Annotated in this window: 19 protein-coding genes; 12 read left to right on the top strand and 7 right to left on the bottom strand. The window is 58.0% G+C overall.

The window, feature by feature from the left end; genetic code table 11:
• Positions 1-141: 141 nt before the first annotated feature.
• From M0G74_RS10265 to M0G74_RS10280, 4 genes are all read right to left on the bottom strand, one after another.
• The gene (locus M0G74_RS10265; protein WP_248216482.1) at positions 142-1,743 is read right to left on the bottom strand and encodes an AMP-binding protein; all 1,602 of its coding nucleotides are present in this window, start codon (positions 1,741-1,743) and stop codon (positions 142-144) included.
• A gap of 108 nt (positions 1,744-1,851) precedes the next feature.
• Positions 1,852-2,685, bottom strand: a complete 834-nt coding sequence (locus tag M0G74_RS10270) for an SDR family NAD(P)-dependent oxidoreductase (RefSeq protein WP_248216483.1) — start codon at positions 2,683-2,685, stop codon at positions 1,852-1,854.
• Between the two features lie 15 nt (positions 2,686-2,700).
• Positions 2,701-3,717, bottom strand: a complete 1,017-nt coding sequence (locus M0G74_RS10275; protein ID WP_248216484.1) for an NAD-dependent epimerase/dehydratase family protein — start codon at positions 3,715-3,717, stop codon at positions 2,701-2,703.
• Positions 3,718-3,755: 38 nt separating this feature from the next.
• Entirely contained in the window at positions 3,756-4,289 is a 534-nt protein-coding gene (locus M0G74_RS10280) for a 2,4'-dihydroxyacetophenone dioxygenase family protein (RefSeq protein WP_248216485.1), read from the bottom strand.
• Positions 4,290-4,471: 182 nt separating this feature from the next.
• Here M0G74_RS10280 and M0G74_RS10285 point away from each other — a divergent pair, with 182 nt between their 5' ends.
• On the top strand, positions 4,472-5,488 hold the full coding sequence (locus tag M0G74_RS10285) for an AraC family transcriptional regulator (RefSeq protein WP_248216486.1): 1,017 nt from the start codon (positions 4,472-4,474) through the stop codon (positions 5,486-5,488).
• A gap of 47 nt (positions 5,489-5,535) precedes the next feature.
• Here the strand turns inward: M0G74_RS10285 and M0G74_RS10290 are convergent, their stop codons facing one another.
• Complete coding sequence (locus M0G74_RS10290; RefSeq protein ID WP_248216487.1) at positions 5,536-6,654, bottom strand: zinc-binding dehydrogenase; 1,119 nt, start codon at positions 6,652-6,654, stop codon at positions 5,536-5,538.
• 321 nt (positions 6,655-6,975) lie between these two features.
• On the opposite strand from M0G74_RS10290, the gene M0G74_RS10295 reads away from it, so the two are divergent.
• A complete protein-coding gene (locus tag M0G74_RS10295) occupies positions 6,976-7,977 on the top strand; it encodes an AraC family transcriptional regulator (protein ID WP_248216488.1) in 1,002 nt (333 codons plus the stop codon).
• A 131-nt stretch (positions 7,978-8,108) separates the two neighbouring features.
• Positions 8,109-9,623 carry an arylsulfatase gene (locus tag M0G74_RS10300; RefSeq protein WP_248216489.1) on the top strand — a complete coding sequence of 505 codons (1,515 nt, stop codon included), beginning with the start codon at positions 8,109-8,111 and terminating at the stop codon, positions 9,621-9,623.
• A gap of 73 nt (positions 9,624-9,696) precedes the next feature.
• Here the strand turns inward: M0G74_RS10300 and M0G74_RS10305 are convergent, their stop codons facing one another.
• Positions 9,697-11,856 (bottom strand): multiheme c-type cytochrome, encoded by a 2,160-nt coding sequence (locus M0G74_RS10305; RefSeq protein ID WP_248216490.1) that lies wholly within the window; start codon positions 11,854-11,856, stop codon positions 9,697-9,699.
• Between the two features lie 303 nt (positions 11,857-12,159).
• Between M0G74_RS10305 and M0G74_RS10310 the strand changes: the two genes are divergently transcribed.
• From M0G74_RS10310 to M0G74_RS10350, 9 genes are all read left to right on the top strand, one after another.
• Positions 12,160-13,161 (top strand): AAA family ATPase, encoded by a 1,002-nt coding sequence (locus tag M0G74_RS10310; protein ID WP_248216491.1) that lies wholly within the window; start codon positions 12,160-12,162, stop codon positions 13,159-13,161.
• A gap of 20 nt (positions 13,162-13,181) precedes the next feature.
• Entirely contained in the window at positions 13,182-14,210 is a 1,029-nt protein-coding gene (locus M0G74_RS10315) for a DUF58 domain-containing protein (RefSeq protein ID WP_248216492.1), read from the top strand.
• A 6-nt stretch (positions 14,211-14,216) separates the two neighbouring features.
• A complete protein-coding gene (locus M0G74_RS10320) occupies positions 14,217-14,879 on the top strand; it encodes a DUF4381 domain-containing protein (RefSeq protein WP_248216493.1) in 663 nt (220 codons plus the stop codon).
• Complete coding sequence (locus tag M0G74_RS10325; RefSeq protein WP_248216495.1) at positions 14,876-15,883, top strand: VWA domain-containing protein; 1,008 nt, start codon at positions 14,876-14,878, stop codon at positions 15,881-15,883. The genes M0G74_RS10320 and M0G74_RS10325 overlap by 4 nt, the downstream gene beginning before the upstream one ends.
• On the top strand, positions 15,880-17,508 hold the full coding sequence (locus tag M0G74_RS10330) for a VWA domain-containing protein (RefSeq protein ID WP_248216497.1): 1,629 nt from the start codon (positions 15,880-15,882) through the stop codon (positions 17,506-17,508). Before M0G74_RS10325 ends, M0G74_RS10330 begins: the two co-directional genes overlap by 4 nt.
• Positions 17,505-18,737 (top strand): BatD family protein, encoded by a 1,233-nt coding sequence (locus M0G74_RS10335; RefSeq protein WP_248216499.1) that lies wholly within the window; start codon positions 17,505-17,507, stop codon positions 18,735-18,737. Before M0G74_RS10330 ends, M0G74_RS10335 begins: the two co-directional genes overlap by 4 nt.
• A 177-nt stretch (positions 18,738-18,914) precedes the next feature.
• A complete protein-coding gene (locus tag M0G74_RS10340) occupies positions 18,915-19,898 on the top strand; it encodes an HAD family hydrolase (RefSeq protein ID WP_248216502.1) in 984 nt (327 codons plus the stop codon).
• A 56-nt stretch (positions 19,899-19,954) separates the two neighbouring features.
• Positions 19,955-21,523 (top strand): arylsulfatase, encoded by a 1,569-nt coding sequence (locus tag M0G74_RS10345; RefSeq protein ID WP_248216504.1) that lies wholly within the window; start codon positions 19,955-19,957, stop codon positions 21,521-21,523.
• A gap of 208 nt (positions 21,524-21,731) precedes the next feature.
• Entirely contained in the window at positions 21,732-22,247 is a 516-nt protein-coding gene (locus tag M0G74_RS10350; RefSeq protein WP_248216506.1) for a peptidylprolyl isomerase, read from the top strand.
• On the opposite strand, the gene M0G74_RS10355 is transcribed toward M0G74_RS10350, so the two are convergent.
• The gene (locus M0G74_RS10355; RefSeq protein WP_248216508.1) at positions 22,219-23,499 is read right to left on the bottom strand and encodes a cytosine permease; all 1,281 of its coding nucleotides are present in this window, start codon (positions 23,497-23,499) and stop codon (positions 22,219-22,221) included. The two genes, M0G74_RS10350 and M0G74_RS10355, sit on opposite strands and share 29 nt — an antisense overlap.
• Positions 23,500-23,643: the final 144 nt, after the last annotated feature.

A 23,643-nucleotide genomic window follows, 5' to 3' on the forward strand; every position in this document is an offset into this window, starting at 1 on the left:
TAGCGTAACTGCAAGCCGCCAGTGCGAAAGCACCGGCGGCTTTTTTATACCCGCAATTCACAAGCACATAGTGCCAAGCCGCTGTGCACAGGCGAAAAAAAACGCAGCCAATGGCTGCGTTTTTTAAGGTTCGAACTGAGCTTATGCGGATTCAGAAACTGGCGCTGTGCGCAGCTCCCTGCGCAGGATCTTGCCGACGGTGGACTTCGGCAGCTCGCTTTGAATAACGATCTGCTTGGGCACCTTGTAGGCGGTCAGCTGGGTGCGACAGAACTCGATCAACGCCGCCTCATCGATTTCCCCGTCTACGACCAGGTGCGCACACACCGCTTCACCGGTCTGCTCGCTGGGAACACCGATGACCGCGGCCTCAACCACCTGCGGGTAACGGCAGAGTACGTCTTCGACCTCGTTCGGGTACACATTGAAACCGGACACGATGATCATGTCCTTGAGGCGATCAACGATGCGGATGTTGCCGTTGTCCTGGATCAGGCCCACATCACCAGTACGGAAGAAGCCGTTGTGCATCACCTCGGCGGTCGCTTCCGGGCGCTTCCAGTAACCCTGCATTACCTGCGGGCCGCGCACCACCAGTTCACCACTCTCCCCCTGGGGCACCGGGTTGCCCTGCTCATCCCACACCTGCACCTCGGTATTTTCCAATACCGGGCCCACGGTGCCGATTTCTTCGCGGTCGAATGCGTTCAGGCAGATAACCGGTGAGGTTTCCGACAACCCCCAGCCCTCGGTCACCGGGCAACCGGTCACCTGATGCCACAGCTCGGCAGCGCTGCTGGTCAGTGCGGTGCCACCGGAGAAAGTCATTTTCAGCGCGCTGAAATCCAGCTTCTTGAACTCCGGGTGACGGCACAGGCCGACAAACAGGGTGTTGAGGCCCGCGAGACCGGTAAAGCGGAATGGCGCAATCATTTTCACGAAGCCGTCGATATCCCGCGGATTCGGAATCAGTATGTTCATGCTGCCCATGCCGAAGAAGGTCAGCATGTTCACGGTAAATGCATAGATGTGATACAGCGGCAGTGGGCAGACGAAAATCTCCTCGCCTTCGTTACCGCGCTGCAGGATACGTTGCAGCATCTGGTCGGTATTCGCCAGCAGGTTGGCATGGGTGAGGCTCGCGCCCTTGGCCACACCGGTAGTGCCACCGGTGTACTGCAATACCGCAATGTCCTCGAGTGCCGCGGTACTTGCCTCAACTTCCGGGCAGTTGGCTCCGCGCTCCAGCGCATCGACAAAACCGTGGTAGCCCTCGGGTGCAGGAGCAATCTTGCCCAGCAGATCGGCGGGCGCGGTGACCAGTACGTGCTCGATGCCGGTAGAAGCTTTAATTTCCTCGTACTTGCCGACAAAGTCCGCCAGGATCACCAGCGCCTTGGCACCGGAATCGGAAAACTGGTGCTGCATTTCCCGCGGCGTATACAGCGGGTTGGTATTCACCACCACCAGGCCCGCACGCAACGCCGCGTAGGCGGCAATGGGGTACTGGGTGATATTGGGCAATTGAATGGCGATCCGGTCGCCAGCCTCAAGGCCGCACTCATGGCGCAGCCACTGGGCAAGATAGCGGGACTTTTCGTCGATCTCGCCGAAGGTCAGCGTCTGGCCGAGGCAGTGGTAGGCCGGCTTGTCGTGAAAGCGTTTCAGGCATTGGCCGATATATTCTGCAAGGTTGGCAGAAGCCTGGCTCAGATCGCGTGCATTCATAGTTTGCTCTCTCATTTGCGCTCCAGAATTATTGTTTTATTTTTCGGGTACTACTCAAGTTACTAATAGTCGTTTTGGGAACTACACCTTTACCGGTTACGGTACGATTCAATGTACCACAGGTTATACGGCAGTCTTATCGCCAAAGAGTTTCAGGGCCTTGGCCACTTTCTTGTCCACAATCCAGCGGAAAAGCCCGGTGTGGCTGCGCGCCAGATAACGGGTCAGTTTTGCCTTGAAGCCCGGGGTAATCATAAAGGTGCGCTTGCGCAGTCCATCGAGAATCCCCTGCACTGCCACGTCCACCGGAAGCACACCGGCAAACTCATTCACAATCTCCGTTACCTTGCTGCCAACCCGGCGCTCTTCTGCCAGCATCGGCGTGGAGATTTCACCCGGGCAAACCACCGACACATCGATGCCCCTCGGTTTCATCTCTGTACGCAGTACTTCCGCCAGGCCAACAACGCCGAATTTTGATGTGGCATAGGCACCGTGGGTATAGCTACCACACATGCCAGCCAGGGACGCGATCAGGGCCAGGTGGCCACCGGGTTGCATATGCTTCAGTACACCGGCGGCAAAATTGCGGCTTCCGTATAGATTGACGCGCATGCTCTGATCAAACATGGCGTAGGACATTTCCGTAAATACCGCTGTGCGCAGGATACCGGCACAATTGATGGCAAAGTCCGGGGCGCCCAAAGTGCCAGCGGCTTCGTCCATCGCTTTTTCCACTGCGTCCGGATCGGTGATATCCACCAGATACCGCTCGACCCGCGCGTTTTGCGGTGACAGTCCCTGCAATTCATTCAGCAGCGCATCGTCGACCTTGAGGTCGAAGATCGCCACCGAAGCACCGTCCGCCAACAGGGCGCGGGTCAGGTTCAAACCGATACCGCTGCCACCACCCGAGACAAACGCCACTTTGGGCGCGCCGTGTTTCCAATTGCTCATAACGTTTAAAACCTTTTAAGCGGTCGCCGCAGCGGCAGACTTGTTGAAGTGTGCTTGCAATTCGTCCATTGCCTGGTCGAAGGTGACCACGGGTGTATAGCCCAGCAGACGGCGTGCTTTTTCATTGGAAAATTCGTTCGGCCCGCCCATCAGGCGATAGGACTGCCGGGTGATCATGGGGCGCTCTTTCTGGCGCAACAGGTGACCGATAAACTCCAGCACGGGGGCCAGTGTACGGGCCAGGCCGTTGGGGACAGACTTGGGCGCAGGCGCACCGGCCAGATCGGCCAGGCGCTGCAAATACTGCTGCCAGGTCACATCATATCCATCCGCGGCAATAAAAATGTCACCGTTTTTACAATCTGAACGCGCAGCGCCGATCAGAATGGCCACGAGGTTTTCCACGTGCACCAGCCCGGCATCCCAGTCGCCCTTGCCCAGCAGACAGGGTTGACCACTGCGTAACAGCTCCAGCATGGTGTTTACCCAGGGGCCGCTGCCGACACCGAACACATTGGCCGGACGCACGATCGTAGCCTTGAGTCCACCGTGCTTCACGGCTTCCAGAGTGACCCGCTCCTGTTCCTGCTTGCAGAACTCATAGGGGGAACAGGGCTTGCCCAGTGGGCTCTCTTCATCCAGCCTGCCCTTGGCCAGCGCACTGGCATAAGCGCAGACACTGGTGGTCACCACAAAGTGGGAACCCCAGCGCTGGGCCAGCGCAATGGCCTGCTCAGTACCGTGCACGGTAATGTCCACGTGGGACTGAAGCGCACCCCAGTCGCCGACAATCGCGGCCAGGTGGAAAATCGCATCCACCGGACCGATTTCGTCTGCCAGGTTGGTAAGCGTGCGTACATCGCCAATGACCATACGCAGCTGGTCACCCCAGGCTGCCCACTCTTCGGGCACAGGTTCCCCGGGCACCATCAAGGCGACGACGTTTACTTTTTCCGTTAATAGCTGGCGCACCAGGTGGCGGCCGATAAAGCCGCCAGCACCAGTCACGAAGGCCGAGTTCAACTGGCTCATACAGACCTCTCCGGGCTCTTTTCAGATGTAAGAGAGGCTTACTCGCCAACCACGATCATGTTTTCGCAGGTTTTGCCTTCGGCTTCGCACAGCGCGCGATAGACGGTCATGACCATTTTGGCGTCGAGCACGCTGGTAACATTGCCGTCGTCGTCGATGTTGACGTTACTGCCGAAGACCGCGAACCAGACTTCGGCATCTTCAGTGCAATCTTCAGATACGGTCAGGGTGTGTACGGAGTGCGCAGGCTCGAACAGGTAGGAGCCAGCCTTGTTCACCTTGTCCGGGTATTCTTTATAGAACCATTCACCCTTGGTGGTCACGGCGAACACCGGGCCAGTGTGATAGTGCGTATCGACACAGAAGCCGGGTTTGAATTTGTTCTTGATCACCCAGAGGTTCTGGTTCAGGTCTACGTGCAGCACCTGTAACAGAGAACCATCCGGCAGGGCAACCCATGGCAGGTCGGCTTCCTGGATCAGGATCGCTTCGCGAGCGTGGTCGCGGGAAACTACGCCGCCGGTTTGCATTGCCGCCAGCATCTCAAGAATCGGGGTTTTCGTGTCACTCATCGCGCATCTCCAGTAGTTGGGTTGGTGTTTGTTATTGTGTTTTCCCCCTGCCTTCAGAACCTGGTCGCAGGCGCGAAGGAATTCACCCAGTCTAGGGAAGATGGCACAAACCCAACTTGACTTTTTGCGAACAGAATTTGACTATTTGCGAACAGCCAACCTAGACAAACGTCGAGCACGCCATGTTCCTGATTCGCAGCGGTGCCATCGAAGGCTATGAACAATTGGTCACACTGCATGGGCAGAACCCAGCCAGTCTATTGCAGCAATTTGGATTCAGCAGCGCGCAACTGCGGGACCCGAATACCTACGTGTCCTATACCCGCCTCGCCGCCCTTTTGGATGACACGGCCCTCGCCTGCGGCGACCCACTGTTTGGCCTGAACCTGGCTGCGGGGCAGAGTCTGCTGGCGCTGGGTGAAATCGGCCTATCCATTCGCCAGCAGCCTTCGCTGGCGGATGCCCTGACCTATTCAAGACAACATATCAGTCTGCACGCCCATGGCGTGCACCTGCAGCAGGAGCCCCGTGGGGACATACTGGAACTACAACTGACGTTTGATTTTTCCAACGCCAGTGGGCTCGCTCAGTTGATGCAGCTCAGTGCCGGGCAAGCATTCAACCTAGTGTCGCAAATGCTCGGCAGTACCGGCAATGCCCTGAAACTGCACCTGCCGCAGCCTGCTCCCAAAGCCGAGTCCGTGGTACCTGCGGCCTACGGGGAACACATCTACTACAACAGCAATTTTGGCGGCGTCGGATTTCCACTGAGCTGGCTCTCGCGCAAGCCGCAGTACGATGAACAACTGTTACGCGAACATTTTCAACAGCGCATTCATCTGCTGGAGTCCATTTATCCTGGCAACCTGCAGGCACAGGTCTGTCACATCATCGGCAACCTGCTGCCGAGCGGCGAATGCGGTATCGAGCGCGTCTCCGCCGCGCTCAACCTGCACCCGCGGGTACTGCAGAAAAAATTGCAGCAGGACGGCACCAGTTTCCGCGCACTGCTGCAACAGACCCGCATGGAAATCGCCCAGCGCAATCTGCAACACGGCCAGCTCAGCATCACCGACCTGGCTCTTAACCTGGGCTATGCCGATGTGGCCATTTTCAGTCGCAATTTCAAGCGCTGGACGCAACTGTCGCCGCGGGAGTGGCGGGCTAAAAGTAAGGGGCTGAATAAACCCGACGATTAACGGACCCGCGGCTTTCTTTGTTCCCCGGCTTTTTGTTCCGCGGATCTTTATTCCACAGCTTCCAGAGCGCCGGTGCGCCAGGGCTCCACAAGTACTTTGACGTGCGAGTTTGGTTGCGTAAGGGTTTCAAAGGCGGCAGAGACGCCATCAATCCCCACCTTGCCCGTCCACAGTACACGCCAGTTGATCTCTCCGCTGGCAAGCTGCTGCAGGCACTCGGCAAAATCTTCTGCCGTGCACATATACGAAAATTTGATATCCAGCTCTTTCACCAGTCCATAGGCAAAATTCACTTTGCTCTCGGCGGTGTGCACACCGGTGACCACCAGACATGCATTGACCGGGGCGCGCTGAATAAACCCATTCAGTAACTGGTGAATACCCACACACTCAAAAATCACCAGGCGGCTCGCACCGGCCACACTCGCGGCTTTAGCCACTTCATCTTCCGCAGTCGGGTCAACTGCCTCGTGTGCGCCCATAGCGAGTGCACGTGCGCGGCCAGACGCCCTGGGGTCAGACGCTATGATATGGCCTACCCCACGCGCGCGCAGCGCGGCAATCACCGACAATCCGATCGGGCCACAGCCGGCGACCAGCGCGACTTCATCCGCAGAAATTCCAGAGCGCTTGACCGAGTGGAGACCGACGGCCAGTGGCTCGGTAACCGCAGCGGCCTGGGCGGGTAGATGCTCTGGCAGTGCCAGCATCAACGCCTCGTCGAGCAGGAAATATTCGGAGTAGGCTCCCGGCACCTCGGGGGTAACGCCGATGGCAGCGCCCTGTTGAGACATCAAAACAGGAATACTGGTCACCCGACTCCCCACCGGGAGTGTCGCCTTGGTTTCCGGTCCGTAGGCCACCACTTCCGCGCTGTATTCGTGCCCGAGCATAATCTCGGGTTTGACGCTGTCATCCGCTGGCATCATGCCCAGCTTTTTGTACAGGTCGAAGACTTCATCGCTGTGGTTGGTGAGGTGAAGGTCGGAGCCACAGATACCACAGGCCAGGGTTTTCACCAGCACCTGCCCGGGTCCAGGCTCAGGAACAGGTTGGGTTTCCAGATGAATGCTGCCATCGCGCATCACAATGGACTTCATGTTTTGTGGCGTATTTTCGGTAGCGAAGGATTCTGTGGAAATGCTTTCACGGGTAGGGGTCACCATAGGGGCCTCGCGGATAATCTGCCGGCTTTGGGCATCGTTATTATGTGTGTCCAGTTCGGACTGGTTTTCAGCTCATCATTCCCAGCACAGGATTAAGTGCTGGCGATCGGACTGGCCTTACGGAGCCAGCTGAGTCCGGCAAACATCGATCCGTACCCAAGGACTCAAGCCTGTTCCGATTACAGCCAGATTACTGGAGCCACCGATCCCCTGTTTGACTTTTTGGGACAAGGGCTTTGCAATTTAGGACACCCCGTTTACTCTTCAGAAGTCAGATCTGCAGCGACAGAAAAGAATAGAATATCGACGCATCAGGAAAATATGACGGATCTCCTTAGAGCCGGAGCCCTCTACGGCTTCGACGATCTTGCGCGCCGGCTCGGTGTGAACCCACTGAAGTTGCTCAAAGCTGCCGGGTTACCCGCAAGCCAGTTACGCAATCCGGACAACCTCATTCCCTATCGAAAAGTGGGTAAGGTTCTTGAATTAGCCGCACTGGAATCCGGTACGCCGACGTTCGGTCTGCAACTGGCTGAGAGTAACGGACTGCATGTATTGGGATTATTTGGCGCCTATATGTCGCGCCAGGGAACAATCGCGGAAGCCTTGAACATCGGTAGCCGCTACGCCCATCTACACGCTCAGGGTGTGGTGCTGGCAATAGAGCCGGCAGAAAATGGGAATCTTGAGCTGCGCCTGAACATTACCTTTATACATGGCGGTGAATTTCCACAACTGGTGGACCTGAGTATCGGCATGGTTATTCAGATACTGCGCGATATGGCCGGCGATCACTGGCATGCCCGTCGCATCAAGTTTCGCCACCCAGCACACCAGAAAACACGGGACAACTACAAGGACTTCTTTGCCTGTGCTGTGGAATTCAATAGCGACCGCGACGCCATCACCATTGACCAGGCCACCCTGGCGCAAAAACCCATGACGCCAGAAGGGCTAGTAAACCAGGTGATCTTCTCGCAATTTGAACAGTTGAAAATCGACGAGGATTTGACGCCGCTGGTAAAACACGCGATCCACGGACTCCTCCCGACCGGAGACTGCAACAAGACCAATGTCGCACTCGCTCTCGACATACATCCCAAAAAGCTGCAGCGCGCCCTGGATGCCAGTCACACCAGTTTTCGCGCATTGCTGGAAGAAACCCGCAGGGAAATTGCCGAAAACGCGGTATTCAACAGTAATATGCCGCTGACGAATATCGCGCTGAATCTAGGCTACGCAGACCTCGCCGTATTCAGTCGCAGTTTCAAACGCTGGTTTGGCTTTCCTCCCTCCGCCGCAGAATCCCGGCGCGGCAAGTAATCGAACACCGGTTTACCGTCAGCGAAAATCTTCGACTGCCCATCCAATCCTCGGCGCTCTTCAGCAAACTCCGTCTAGGCTTAATGGCACATTGTGGAAAAAACACATTCGCGCACTAAGGAGGGTATCTCTTGGGCCATTTACGTAATTCATTTGCTTTCGTCAGTCTGCTGGTTGGACTTGTCGCAACTGCCGCAGTAGAAGCTGCGGAGAAACCCAATATTCTCGCCATCATGGTGGATGACGTGGCGTCGCTATCACTCAGCGCATACTCCCACGGCATGACTTACCCCACCCCCAATATTGATCGCATTGCCAACGAAGGCGCGCTGTTCACCGATCACTACGCACAGCCGAGTTGCACCGCCGGCCGCGCCGCATTCTTCCTCGGGCAGTTGCCGGTGCGCTCCGGCCTGGCCACCGTAGGCCAGCCGGGCAACCCGCTGGGGATCGATGAAAAAGATCCCACCATGGCAGAGTTCCTGAAGGCACAGGGTTATATGACGGCCCAATACGGCAAAAACCACCTTGGTGACCTGGATCAGCACCTGCCCACCAAACATGGCTTCGATGAGTTTTACGGCAACCTCTACCACCTGAACGTTTCCGAGGAACCGGAGCAGGAGGATTATCCGAAAGACGCGGAGTTCAAAAAGAAATTTGGCCCGCGCGGGGTGATCGAGTCCTACGCCGACGGAAAGATTACCGACACCGGTCCGCTGACCCGCAAGCGCATGGAAACTTTCGACGAGGAAGTCCTCGAGCGCAGTCTGAACTTTATGGAGAAGGCACAAAAGGCGGGCAAGCCGTTTTTTATCTGGCACAACACCAGCCGCATGCACGTGTACACACACCTGAAGCCGGAAAGTCGTCACCTAGCAACCCAGATCAGCTCCGAAGACGACCTGTTCGGCAGCGGCCTGATTGAGCACGACGCGCAAATCGGCAAGTTGCTGGACAAGCTGGATGAGCTGGGAGTCGCTGACAACACCATTGTCATCTACACCACCGATAACGGCCCCGAGCAAAGTACCTGGCCCGATGCCGGCACCACCGGGTTCCGCGGGGAGAAAATGACGACCTGGGAAGGCGGTGTGCGGGTACCTTTCCTGGTGCGCTGGCCCGGACACATTCCCCCCGGTCTCGCGCTAAACGGCATTTCCTCCCACGAGGATGTGTTCCCGACGATTGCCGCGGCGCTGGGCGAGCCGGATCTGCGTGGCAAGCTGATGAAATCGGACAAGGTGTATATCGACGGTGAGAACAACCTCGATTACTGGACCGGCAAGAGCAAGGAATCCGCGCGTAACAAAATTTTCTATTACTACGAATCACAGCTAACGGCACTGCGCGTCGGCCCCTGGAAGATGCACTTCGCGACCAAACCCGATGGCCTCTATTACGGCGATCTGGTTTTTCACACCATGCCCAAGCTGTTCAACCTGCGCAAAGACCCGCTGGAACACTACGACGGTGTCACCGGCTTTCATCAGATCATGCGCAAAAGCTGGGTGTTCCAGCCGGCGATCCAGATCCTGAACGAGCATCTGGCCACCTTTAAGAAGTTCCCGCCGCGACATAAATCCGCATCACTGAATATCAACAAAGCGATTGAAGCCGCGATGGAAACTCAGGAAAACCATTAATCGCCCAATCCACCCTCTAAAAAGAAGCGCGGCCAGTTTCGGCCGCGCTTTTTTGTCTTACATCTTTGGCCTGCTATTGCAGTTGCTGCTGATATTTCTGCGCCGCTGCGTCATTGCCCTGTTCATGATGAATGGACGCCAGGGCCGACAAAATCTGCCGGTCGCCGGGGAATCGCTCCAGCCCTTTTTCCAGCTCCTTGATCGCCTCTTTGGGCCTGCCCTGAGAATTCAGCGCTATGCCGTACACATACACATAGCGCGGCGTTGCCGAATCGGCGTGGGCCGACACCTGTAACATTTCCACCGCCTCCGACATTTTTTTCTGCCGAACCAGATTCAGTCCCAGGGTATGTTGAATCGGTGCCTTGTCGAATGCGTTGGCCATGGCATTGCGCAACAGGCCCTCGCTGTCCGCCTCGCGACCATTGGCACGGTAGAGGTCTGCAAGGTTGATCACCGCAGGGGTGTAATAAGGAGCGAGCGCCACCGCCTGTTTCAGCAGCCGCTCTGCGGAGGCTGCATCGCCCTCACGCCCCCGTAGCGATGCCAGGTTGACCAGGCTTTCGGGCCGATCGCCGTTGAACTCCGCCGTTGCCACAACGTCTGCCAGCCCCTGTTCATAGCGTTTGCGCACTTCTTCCGGGTACTGCCCCAGAGGTGCGCCGGCCATGGCACTGGCGGCGAGGGATGCGGTTACCCGCTCGTCTTCATACAGCAGCGGAATCGCCAGTGCCGGGCGCACCTGTTGCGGTACCTGATCCAGGGATTGTGCCAATCCGAGGTGTAGCAGCGCATCGTCACCCTGGGCGATTACCTGCAGCACCTGCGCACTGGTCTGCGACAGATAGCGCGGTAACAGGGAAACCGCGGTTGCCCGCACAATTTCCGGCTGGGTGTCGTCCATTATCAGTTTCAGCAACCGACTTTCCGCATCCGGTGCGCCAATGCGACCTGCGAACAGCGCCTCGCCATAGTGGGGATCCGGCGCACCAAATTTTTTCTCTAGAACCTGTGCCGCCCAGGTATTGGACTGATCCGTGTGACAGGCGATACAGGCATTGGGGGAGCCGATTTTTTCCGACAGGTCCGGGCGCGGCACGCGGAAGCTATGGTCGCGGCGGGCATCCACCTGCATATATACCTTGTCGGTCATATGGCAGTTCACACACTGGGCGCCTTCGCTACCCGTGGGATGGAAGTGATGTTCTACGGTATCGAATTTTGTCGGCAGGTGGCACTGGGCGCATACATCGTTGCCTTTCGCGCGCAATTCCAGACTGTGGGGGTTGTGGCAGTTGCTGCAGGTGACACCGGCGGCGTGCATCTTGCTCTGCATAAACGAGCCCCACACATAAACCTCATCATTGATCTGGCCATCGGCGTGATACAGGCCACCGCTCAGCAGCGCGGGTTGGAAGAAATCCAGAAAGTCGTCGTCCGGTTTTACTCCGGGGTGCTGGGTGCCGCGACGGGAATGGCACTGGGCGCACACGGGGATCTCCGTCTGGGTGCCCACCGCATTGGCAATATCCGCAATGCCGGTGTTGGCATCCATGGTCCAGCGCGCCTGGCGGCGGCCATCAAACCGGACATCAAACCCCTGATCTTTCACCGAGGCGCGTTCCGCTTCGGGCAATCCCGCCCACTCTACGTGCTTGCGCCCGGGGCCGTGGCAGGATTCACAGCCCACATTGATCTCGGACCACTGGGTGGCAAAGGTCTGTGATGTTGCGTCGTAGTTTTTGTGCAGATTGGTGGAGTGGCAGTCGGCGCACTGAAAGTTCCAGTTCTGGTTGATACCGGTCCAATGCAGCGGATCGCCGGGTTTGATGTCTTCATCCGGGTAGAGGTGAAACCAGCGCTGACCGCCCTCTTCTTTTGTGCGGGAATCCCATGACAGGCTCAGTGCCTGTAACCGGCCTCCGGGCATTTCGATCAGGTATTGCTGTAACGGGTAAACGCCGAAAGTGTAAGCGATGGGAAACTCCTGCAACTCACCTTCGGTGTTATCGGTGCGCACGAAGTACTTGCCATCGCGCTGATAAAAGGCTGACTCGGTGCCAAAGTAGTCGAATGTTGCGTTATCGAAGTTACCCACCACGGTTTCCGCGTCCGGGGTTTTCATCGCCAGGTCGTGGTGGGATTTCTGCCAGTCGTCAAATGCCTGTTGATGGCAACTGGCACACTGCTCCACGCCGACATATTCCGCGCTGCCATCGGCTTGTGGAGACATACCGGAAACCGGTTGCGCTTTCGGTTTTGGCGTCGGTTTCGATTCAGGAGAGCCGGGTGCGTCGGATTGCGTCATCGACTTCGCAACTGGCGCCTTATGAACTTCGGCATCCCCCCCTTCTGCGTTTTTATCACAGGCGCTTACCAACACCGCCGCGAGCAGAAGAATAATCAGCGTCCGCATCTTGTCTCCGGATTATGTTTTTAATTGGCACAGAGTATAGCCTCTTGCGCCCTCTTCCTCAGCCTTCCATCTGCTAGCGTTAATGAGGAACTCTGAATCGATGGCAGAAAAGGAAGCGCCATGTCCGCACGGGAACAGATCGCAGCACTGGAAGAGGGAATGGGCCACGCCATTGTGGGCCAGCGGGATGTCATCCGGCGCTTGATTATCGGTTTGCTGGCAAACGGCAACCTGCTGGTGGAAGGCCTGCCGGGGCTTGCCAAAACCCGCGCCATCAAAGCGTTGGCGAAAAACCTGGAGGCGGATTTCAGCCGTATCCAGTTCACCCCCGACTTGCTGCCGGCGGATGTCACCGGCACCGATATGCTCTATCGCGACGAGCAGAAGTCCGAGTTCCGCTTTCACCCTGGCCCCATATTCGCCAACATCGTGCTAGCAGACGAAATCAACCGCGCGCCTGCAAAAGTACAGTCGGCACTGCTAGAAGCCATGGAAGAGCGCCAGGTCACCGTGGCCGGCAAGACCCACAAGATGCCGCCGCTGTTTATGGTGATGGCCACCCAGAACCCCATCGAACAGGAAGGTACTTACCCACTGCCGGAAGCGCAGATGGACCGCTTTCTGATGCATGTGTTGATCACCTACCCGCCAGTGGAAGACGAGGTGGAAGTAATCGAACTGGTTCGCAGTGAAGAGATTGCAGCCGCCAATGCAGCGAGCACTGAAGCGGCCGCGGAAGAATCCCATCAACCCGCAGACGTGATTCCCCAACAGGCAGTGTTCGACGCCCGCCGCGAAATTGCCGCCATCCACGTATCCGATGCCATGGCACGCTATATGGCCGACCTGATCGAAGCCAGCCGCCACCCGACCAAACTGTCCGAAGAACTGGCACGCTGGATAGAGATTGGCGCCAGTCCGCGAGGCTCTATTGCCCTGGACAAGGCCGGACGCACCAACGCCTGGCTGGAAGGGCGCGATTATGTGGACCCGCAGGATATTCACGCGGTGATTCACGACTGCCTGCGCCACCGCCTGGGGTTGAGCTTCGAGGCCCAGGGGGAAGGCATCAGTGCCGATCGGGTGATCGACGAACTGCTAAAACTCGTCGCTCTGCCCTGAGCCCGGAAGATCAGGCCACCATGTTCAACTTTCAGATTCGCAGTCGCAATCGGACTCGAGCCGGGGTCGCCACCGTCGCCGCCCCGGAAACGGCAACAGATCCGCGTATCCACGTGGATCTGGCCCATTTGCAGGCACTGGAAGGTCCGGCACACACCCTGAATCTATTGCCACGCCAACCCGCCCGCAGCGTACTTGCCGGACGGCACGCTTCCCGATTGCGCGGGCGCGGACTGAATTTTGAAGAGCTACGCGAATACTGGCCCTCCGATGATGTGCGCGCGATCGACTGGAAGGTAACCGCGCGCACCGGCGAACCCCACGTGCGTGTTTACACCGAAGAGCGCGATCGCCCGGCATTGATTGTGGTGGACCAGCGCATGTCCATGTTCTTCGGCACCCGCCACGCGATGAAATCCACCACCGCCGCCGAGGCAGCCGCACTCGCCGCCTTCGCCGTACTGGACCAGGACGACCGCGTGGGCGGTATCGTAGTGCGCGATGATGGGCTCTATACCCAGCGCCCCAAACGCAACCGCCGCGCCCTCACCCGCTTTCTCAGCGAACTCGCACTCGCCAATCAACAACTGCATGCGGACGCGCCTCCGGCCGATCCCACTTCCCTGGACACCGTGCTCCAGGCCGTGGCGAATATCGCCCGCCGCGATCACCTGGTACTGCTGATCAGTGATTTCGATGTGGTGGGCCCCGCCACCGAGCGCTTGCTGAGCGGCATTGCGCGGCACAACGATGTGATTCTGGTACCGGTGGTCGACCCTACCGGTGAGTCGGTACCCGAATCCCTGGTCAGTGCCATTTCCGATGGCGACCTGCAGGCTACCCTGGATACCCGCAGTGGCGACACCGTGGAGGCCATGGACCAGTTCAACCGCCAGCGCCGCCAGGTGATCAACGACTGGCGATTGCGCTACGGCCTCCCGGTCGCCCAGCTTTCCACCGGTGAAGACACTCTGCCGCAACTGCAGCGATTGCTGGGCCTGGTTCCACAATCGGCGAAATTGCCTCCTGAGCAAGCAGGGGAGGAGTAAGCGCCGATGCAGGAAACCAACGTTAAACCGAGCCCGAATCCGCAAGCGCAAACTATAGATCCGGTAAACACAAGCCCGGCAAATACAAACCCCGCTGCGGGCGAAGAAACCCTGCCGGATATGATCGCGCAGCTGGTACCGCCGCCAGAGCCGCCGACCGTTTCCATGTGGCCGGCAACGCCCGCGGCCAAAGGACTCTGTGCACTGTTGTTACTGCTGCTGTTGTTCTTTATCTGGCGACAGATTCAGATCTACCGCGCCAACGCCTATCGCCGCGCCGCCCTCGCCGAACTGCACCAGGTCGAGGGTGATGCCGCTCAGATCGCCGAAATACTCCGTCGCACGGCGCTCGCCGCCTACCCGCGCGAACAAGTAGCCGCGCTTACCGGAGACGACTGGCTCCAGTTTCTCAATCAGCATTACCCCGGCAATGCCTTCGATGGCGAGGTGGGCCGCACCCTGCTGGAAAGCCCTTACCGAAAAACCGCCACAGACCAATCCAATACCCTGGCCCAGGCCGCGCGCGACTGGATCCGCCAGCACAAAATCGAAAAACCAAGTGTGGGCTGGTTGCGTTTACCTCGAAACTCACACCGAAGCTCTCACAGAAACTCTCACAGAAACTCTCACAGAAACTCGCCCCTAAAAAAACCCGAGGTCGCCAAGTGATTGACTTTGCTGCACCCTGGGCCTTTTTACTGTTGCCGCTGCCATTCCTGGTGTGGAAATTCGCACCGGCCCACCGCGAGCGTGTGCGTGCCCTGCGGGTGCCCTTCTTCCAGCAACTGGTGGAAGCCATCGGCATCAAACCCGGTTCCGGTGCCATAGTGCTCGACCGCAGCTGGTGGCAGTGGCTACTTGGCTGCGTGATCTGGGCGCTGATCGTCACCGCCATGGCGCGCCCGGAATACGAGGGCAATGCCGTGACGCTGCAAAATCCGGCGCGGGACTTGATTGTCGCGGTGGATATTTCCGGCTCCATGGAACAGGTGGATTTTATCGCCGGTAACGGTGAAAAAATGGAGCGCCTTGAAGGCGTCAAACGGGTTCTCAAACCATTTCTGGAAGGTCGCGAAGGCGAGCGTGTGGCCTTGATCGTATTCGGCACCAAGGCATTTGTGCAGGCACCGCTGACCACCGACCTGGATACGTTACTCGAACTGCTGCAGCAAACCGACGTGGGCATGGCCGGCCCACACACCGCATTGGGTGATGCTATTGGCCTCGCCATCCGCCAGTTTGAGAGCAGTGAAGTGGAGCAGCGCCTGCTGATTCTATTGAGTGACGGCAGTGATACCGCCAGTACCATGAGCCCGGTCAATGCCGCCGCCATTGCGGCCCAGCGCAAAGTGAAAATTCTCACCATCGGCGTGGGTGACCCCGACAGTGAAGAAAAAGAAAACCGCGTGGACGTGGATACGCTCCAAGCCATCGCCAAACGCACCGGTGGCGAATTCTATTTCGCCAACGACGAAAAAGCCCTGGCTGCGGTCTACGACCAAATCGACAAACTGGCACCGAAAATGGTCGACAGCGAAACCTACCGACCCCACCACTCCCTGGCCCACTGGCCATTGGGCCTGGCGCTGCTACTGGGGCTGCTGGCCCTCGCCAGTCGTTTGGTCGGTAGCGGCACTTTCGCCAAAACAGATCTTCGCAGGGCTAACTCATGAGTAGCCTGCTCGATGCCTTCTCCGTATTCCACTTCCTGCGCCCGGCGTGGCTGCTGTTGTTGGTGCCAATTTTGTTGCTGTGGTGGTCCTTGCGCCGCGACCAGCGCAGCGATGCCGCGACCAGTGGCCAGATTGCGCCACACCTTGCACGGGCCCTCGCTGTGGGGGATCACAGCCGACGCCGTTTCAGGCCCATTGACCTGATCGCCCTCCTGCTCACACTGCTGACCCTCGGCACCGCCGGCCCCAGCTGGACGCGCCTGCCGGATCCGCTGATGGCCAAAACCACGCCGCTGGTGGTGGTGTTGAAAGTCAGCGACAGCATGACAGAAAAAGACGTGCCGCCAGAGCGCCTGGCCCGCGCCAAACAGAAAGTGCTGGACCTGCTGGAAACCCGCGACGGTGCCCCCACCGCACTCGTAGCCTACGCCGGCAGTGCCCACCGCGTAGTGCCGCTGACCGAAGACCAGGACCTGCTGCGCCCCTATCTGGAAGGCCTCAACCCCGAGGTGATGCCGGTACCGGGCGAAAACGCCGCAACCGCGCTGAAACTGGCAGAACAGATACTGGCCAAGGACGAAACACCCGGTGGCATCCTGTTCCTGCTCGACAGTCTCAGCGATGGCGATGCGAGCGCCTTATCCCAACGTACGGACACAAACGGACTCGGTTTGCTGCTGGTAGCACCGGGCAATGAAAACGGCGGTGCGGTTTCCAAAGTACGCAATGCGAAAGTGGAACGCGTGACACCGGACAAGAGCGACCTGCGCGCGCTCAATCGCTATTTCGACAGCGCCTTCCGCCAGGCACTGGCCTCGGACAAAAACCTGCAGTGGGAAGACCGCGGCTGGTGGCTGGCCTGGCCCGCCGCGCTGCTGGCGCTGTTGTGGTTTCGCCGCGGCTGGGCCCTGAGAGGCAGGATCAACCCCAACGGGGCCGCCGTAAAAAGTACCGGCGCCATTGTGATTCTCGTGCTGCTGCCCTTTATCCCCGATACGGCGAGGGCTCAAGGTAGCGAGGAAGCTGAACCGACCACCGCGGGTGGAATTCTGGGCCTGCTGCTGACACCAGACCAACAGGGGCAGTGGTTCAGCTACCGGGAGAATTACCGCCGCGCTGCAGCCAGTTTTCTGGACCCGTACCGAAAAGGTTACGCGCTGTACCAGGCCGGTCAGTTCGAAGACGCCGCCAATGTACTTGCCGAGGTCAATACCCCGGAAGCCATCTTTACCCGCGCTATGGCAATGACCAAGACCGGGCAATACGAGGGCGCCATTGCCGCCTTTCAGCAGGTGTTGCAGTTCGATCCGGAATTTCCCGGGGCACGAGAAAATCTGGAGATTACGAAAAAAATACTCGCGTATATGGAGGCATCTCGCGGCGAGGAGGAAGAAAAGCTGGAGCAGTCCGACGAAGAGGGAGAAGAATCCGACTTCGAACAGGAGCAGGTTCCTCAGGAGCAGGAGGTGGCGAAAAAAGACAACCCGGTCAGCCCCGACCAGTGGATGTCCACTCTCGACACCGGCACCAGTGAATACCTGAAACAACGCTTTGCCGCCGAGGCAGCCGGTGGCAGCGGCAATACCAATCGCGATGACCAAAACAGTGAGGAGAATCGTCCATGAAGCGATGGCTCCTGTGTTTCATCCTCGGGCTGCTATGCGGTGCTCAGGCCGCAGCCGCCGACAAGCCGATAATCAAGTACAAGTTGTCGGAAGAAAAGGCGGTTCCCGGCCAGTCCATCTCCCTGTTTGTCACCATTCTGGTACCCACCTGGATGACCCAGCCACCGGACTTTCCCGAGTTCGACCAGCCCAACCTCTCTGTCACCCTGCCAGGACGCTCATCCCAAGCAATCAGTCAGGTCATCGACGGCAACACCTGGTCCGGGGTCGCCCGGGAATATCTGATCATTCCCCTGGCACCCGGTACCTATCGGCTGCCTGCAGGGCAGGTCAAGCTGGCCTACAAAAATCCGGATGACGGTGACGACCTGCAAGCCACACTCAAACTCGCGCCGCCCCCGATCGAGGTCACCACACCCGAGGGGGCCGCGGGCCTGAACCCGTTTATTGCCGCCCGTGAGCTGACGCTCTCTCAGGAGATCGAAGGCGAGCCTGAAGCGCTGCACGCGGGCGATGCCTTTTCCCGTAATGTCACCGCTACCATCGAAGGTTCCACGGTGATGTTTATTCCGCAGCTACTGGATAGCCGCGCCCCCGAGGGCCTCGCTGCCTACCCTGACACCCACAAGGCCGAAGATAAAACCGACCCACGCACCGACGAAACCACCGGAACCCGCAACGAGCGCATGACCTACGTGGCCGAGAGCGGCGTGCGCGGTACCCTGCCCGCGATCACCCTGCGCTGGTACGACCTGGACGACGGCCAGATCAAAACCAGCAGTGTGGACGCCATAAAAGTACACGCCCGTGGACCCGGCGCATTCTCAGGCACCAGCCTATGGGAAAAACTTCTCATACTCGCGGGCGCAGCCCTGCTCTTCTGGCTGCTCTGGCAATGGGCTGTACCCAGGATCCACCAGTTCCAGAGCGAGCGCACAAAGCGGGCCGAAGCCAGCGGGCTCGCCGCCTGGCAGCGTTTGTACTCCGCCTGTAATGCCCAGGATTACTCTGCGGTACTACAGGCAGCAGGGGAATATCGGCGTCGAGCGCCCTCGGCAGCACAGTCCCTGCAGCCGGCACTGTTCACCCTCGGTGCCATCCAGTACGGCGACACTCCAGCCAGTGTTTCCAGCGCCGCCGCCTGGCAACAATTAACCCAGGCCATCGAGGCATTGAGGCCCGATGCCGCGCACATACGCCAGGCCCCGCTGCCACCGCTGAACCCCTGACACGGTGCTAGAGGCGCCTCCAATGCCGCTCTCGATTCGCTTCGACGGATACACATCACAAATTTTCCTACGCCATAGGCAACATCGAGAAAATCCGTCTAAGGTGATTAGAGATGTAGATTTACCTGCCCGCCACTGGCGGCACAGATACTGCGAGATGTAACCATGCAGTTTCCAATGACTCAGCGCTTTCTGTTCATTCTGTTTTGTTCACTGGCGATAGCCACATCCGCTTCCGCAGACCCATTACCCTCCTGGAATGACGGCCCTACCAAAGAGGCTGTTGTCAGCTTTGTAGAAAAGGTCACGAAAAAAGGATCCCCAGACTTCGTGCCCGAAAACCAGCGTATTGCCACCTTCGACAACGACGGCAATTTATGGGCGGAGCAGCCCGTTTATTTCCAATTGATCTATGCGCTGGATCAGGTCAAGAAAATGGCCCCCCAGCATCCCGAGTGGAAGACTCAGGAACCCTTTGCCTCTGTACTCAAGGGCGACACGAAAAAAGTGATGGCCAGTGGCAAAGAAGGTTTGATGAAAATCCTCGCCGCCACCCACGCCAACATGACCGCGGAAGAATTCCAGTCCAATGTCAGTGATTGGCTGAAGACCGCTCGCCACCCGAAAACCAATCGTCCGTTCAACGAAATGATTTACCAGCCCATGCTGGAGCTGCTGGACTACCTGCGCGCGAATGGCTTCAAAACGTTTATCGTTTCCGGCGGCGGTGTGGATTTTATGCGGGTATTCGCAGAACAGGCTTACGGTATTCCACCGGATCAAGTAGTGGGGTCCAGCCTGAAAGCCAAATACGAGGTGCGCGATGGAAAACCGGTAATTATCAAGCTGCCGGAAATCAACCTGGTGGACGACAAGGAAGGCAAGCCCGTCGGTATTCACCAGTACATCGGCCAGCGCCCCATCTTTGCCTCGGGTAATTCCGACGGCGACTACCAAATGCTGGAGTGGACCACCGCCGGCGAAGGCCCTCGCTTCGGCCTGATACTGCATCACACCGATGCCAAACGGGAATGGGCCTACGATCGCGACTCCCATATCGGTCAACTGAATAAAGGACTCGATGACGCCGGCAAAAGAGGCTGGACCGTTATCGACATGCAAAAGGACTGGAACATGGTGTTTCCTCACGAAAAGCCCTGATCCAGTACCCAACACCAACGCTGTACCACCACCTACCGAAAGCCCCGGAGGAATCTATGAAGCGACTTTCAATACGCCGATTATTCAAAGTGCCCATTTCACTCACGGCCGCGGCAATACTGACCGTATTCCACGGCGTCGCCCAGGCACAGGATAAACCCAATATTCTGGTGATCTGGGGCGATGACATCGGCATGTGGAATATCAGCTACAACAACCGCGGCATGATGGGTTACAAAACCCCGAACATCGATCGTATCGCCAAAGAGGGGCTGTCGTTTACCGACTACTACGGCCAGCAGTCCTGCACCGCGGGCCGGGCCGCATTTGTCGGCGGTAACGTCCCGATTCGTACCGGAATGACCAAGGTGGGTATGCCAGGTGCCAAAGAGGGCTGGCAAGAGACGGATGTCACCGTTGCCACGGTGATGAAAAGCCAGGGTTACGCTACCGGCCAGTTTGGCAAGAACCACTTCGGCGACCGGGATGAACATCTGCCAACCAACCACGGCTTCGACGTGTTCTTCGGTAACCTATACCACCTGAACGCGGAGCAGGAACCAGAAAACCGCGACTATCCGAAAGACCCGGAATTCCGCAAGAATTTTGGACCGCGCGGTGTTATCAAATCGACCGCCGACGGCAAGATAGAAGATACTGGCCCACTGACCATGAAGCGCATGGAAACCGTGGATGAGGAGACCCTCGCCGCGGCCATGGACTTTATCAAACAGCAGGCAAGCGCCGGCAAACCCTTCTTTGTATGGTGGAATGCCACCCGGATGCACTTTCCCACCTATGTGAAAGAAAGCCACAAAAACCTGGCCGGCCCGCAAAGTAACGAGTATGCGGATGGTATGGTCGAACATGACCAGCATGTAGGGAAGCTGCTGGACCTCCTCGATGAGTTGAAGATCGCCGACAACACCATCGTCTTTTACTCTACGGATAATGGCCCGCACTTCAACACCTGGCCCGACGCCGGCACCACCATTTTCCGCGGTGAGAAGAATTCAAACTGGGAGGGTGCCTATCGCGTACCTGCCTTCGTACGCTGGCCGGGCAAGTTCCCAGCGGGCAAAACCCTGAACGGTATTGTGGGCCATGAAGACTGGCTACCCACCTTTGCCGCGGTGGCGGGCAATCCCAACATCAAGGAACAGTTATCAAAAGGCGTAAACCTGAATGGCCGCAAGTACCGCAACTATATCGACGGCACGAATATGCTCGACTATTTCAGCGGCAAAACCGAGGAAGCGCCACGCATGCAGTTCATCTACGTCAATGATGACGGCCAGATTGTCGCCATGCGCTACGATGCCTGGAAAGCGGTCTTCCTGGAAAACCGCGGCAAGGCCTTCGGTGTGTGGATGGAACCCTTCACCGAACTCCGTATACCGCTGATGTTCAACCTGCGGCGGGACCCTATGGAGCGCGCCCAGCACAATGCCAACGGCTACTACAACTGGCTGATCGACCGCGGCTTTGCGCTGGTACCCCTGCAGAAGATGGCCGCAGACTTCCTCAAGACGATGGAAGACTACCCGCCGAGCCAAACACCCGGTGCGTTTAACCTCAAGAAAATCGAGGAACAATTGAGATCAGGCGCTACGCACAGTAACTAAACATTCAACCGAAAAAAAATGCCCGTACACCAGTGCGGGCATTTTCGTTTATAACCCAGGAATAATCCGCCCACGTCAATTCCACCACGACCGCTTCAATCCCACCGACAGTATTAATTGGCTCAGTGTGATAGCGCTAATCTGCACCTACTAATACAATGCAGCTCCGCGAAAAATCGCTGTCCGTCCATCGCCAATGGTTGTGTATATGCACGTTAAATTCTCCCTTCCCCAGGGAACCATAAAACTTAAGTTATTTTCCGAACAGGCGCCGGCTTCCTGTCAATACTTTATCGAGGATATCGAGTCCGGGCGCTTCGCCAGCGGCAACGTGTTCCGCATTGTCAACCATCAGAATGATACGCCCGAGGCCAGCCCGCCGATTGCCGTGGTGCAACTGGGGCATATTCACACCAGCGAAGACATTGCCCCGTCCATCGCCCACGAAACCACAGAACAAACCGGATTACGTCACCGCCGCGGCACCGTTTCACTCGCGCGCTACGCACCCGGTGCGGTGTACCACAGTGTGTTTATTTGTATGGAAGATTGCCCGAGCCTCGACTTCGGCGGCACGCGGCATCCCGATGGCCAGGGGTTTGCAGCGTTTGCCGAAGTCACCAGCGGCATGGAAGTGTTGCAGCAGGTGTTTGCTCTGGCGGAAACCAAAGATTATTTGCAGACACCCATCCCCATTACCGGGGCAACGCTGGTCCGCGACTGAAATGGCCGATACGCGCCAGGCCCCAATAGGCGAGGAAAGCCACGGTAACGGAATCCAGCGCGGGAATACTGCTCAACGTCAGCAGATCTGCTGAACCGAGATAGCCGATCAGTGTCCCCAGTCCCCAGGCAATAAACGCCGCCGGCTTGATCGCCGGCTCGCGCTCCAGATCCGCAAGCTGGTAGCTCTGGCGGCGGATCAGAAAAAAGTCTGCAATGTAGATGCCGGCCACCGGCGTGGCCGCCACCCCCATCAGAATCACAAATTCAAAAAAGTGTTCCATCACCCCACCGAGCGTCGCCGCCAGTCCCGCAGCGGCGGCAACCACCCCAAGTACCCATCCGCGCGCGCGGGTGGCAATGGTGGAAAGCGTGAGAATGGAGGAATACAGATTCACGGTATTTGTAGTCCAGGTGGACAACACCAGAATCACCAGGGCCACGGCGCTCAGTCCCAGCCCCATCATGATCTTCATGATGTCTACCTCACCCAGCACCAGCGATGGCAACCCCGAGGCCAGCATGACCAGCGGATAACCAATCACCAGACCGCTGATGGACAGCAACGCATCGCGATCGGTGCGGGCAAAGCGGGTCAGGTCCGGGGCCATGACCGCCATCAGGATATTGGTGCCGATCACCGTGGACACCGCCACCCCAAAACTCATGGAGCCATTACCGGGTTTGGCGAGCAGCTCCGTTACATCACCTTGCTGCAGTGCCAGATAGAGCACGTAGAGCATAAACAGCGCCAGCAGCGGCACCGCAATCTGTGAAAATCGCTCCATCACGTGGAAGCCGAAAATCGCGGTCAACGTCATCAGTACACCACCGCTCAACGTATACAGCGGCACCGGCAGGTCAATCGCGAAGTTTGCTCGCAACGCATCGGCAACGGCTACCCCCAGAATTTCTGCGGTGAACGCAAACCAGGCCACCAGTACAACCGCCATTATCAGGTTGACCAGTTTGGCACCAGTGCGACCGAAGCAGAACTCCAGGATCATGTAGGTGGACAGGCGCGTGCGTGCGCCGACCAGAGATGTGAGCGCCAGCAGAACCCCCACCACCGCGCCACTGAGCGCGAAAACGCCGAGTGCACCTGGAATTCCCTGGGCCAGGGTCAGTTCGGAACCGACAAGAAACACCGGCAGCGTAATACCAATACCGAGAATAATCAGAGCGATGTTGTACCAGCCCACCGTCGCCGTATCCGGCACCGGCGTGCGCGCATAATCATTCTGCTCTGACATCTGTTTGTCCTCCACGGACGGCTGCTAACTATTGGCCCCCGCTTCCCATCCGCGGGAAGCCTTGAATCCGGGCCCTTAAAACATAAACGCCCGCTCACGACCAGGCGTGAGCGGGCTTGCAGTCAATCGCCAAACCAATTATCA

Source organism: Microbulbifer sp. CAU 1566 (genome assembly GCF_023156515.1).
In the GTDB taxonomy this organism is placed as follows: domain Bacteria; phylum Pseudomonadota; class Gammaproteobacteria; order Pseudomonadales; family Cellvibrionaceae; genus Microbulbifer.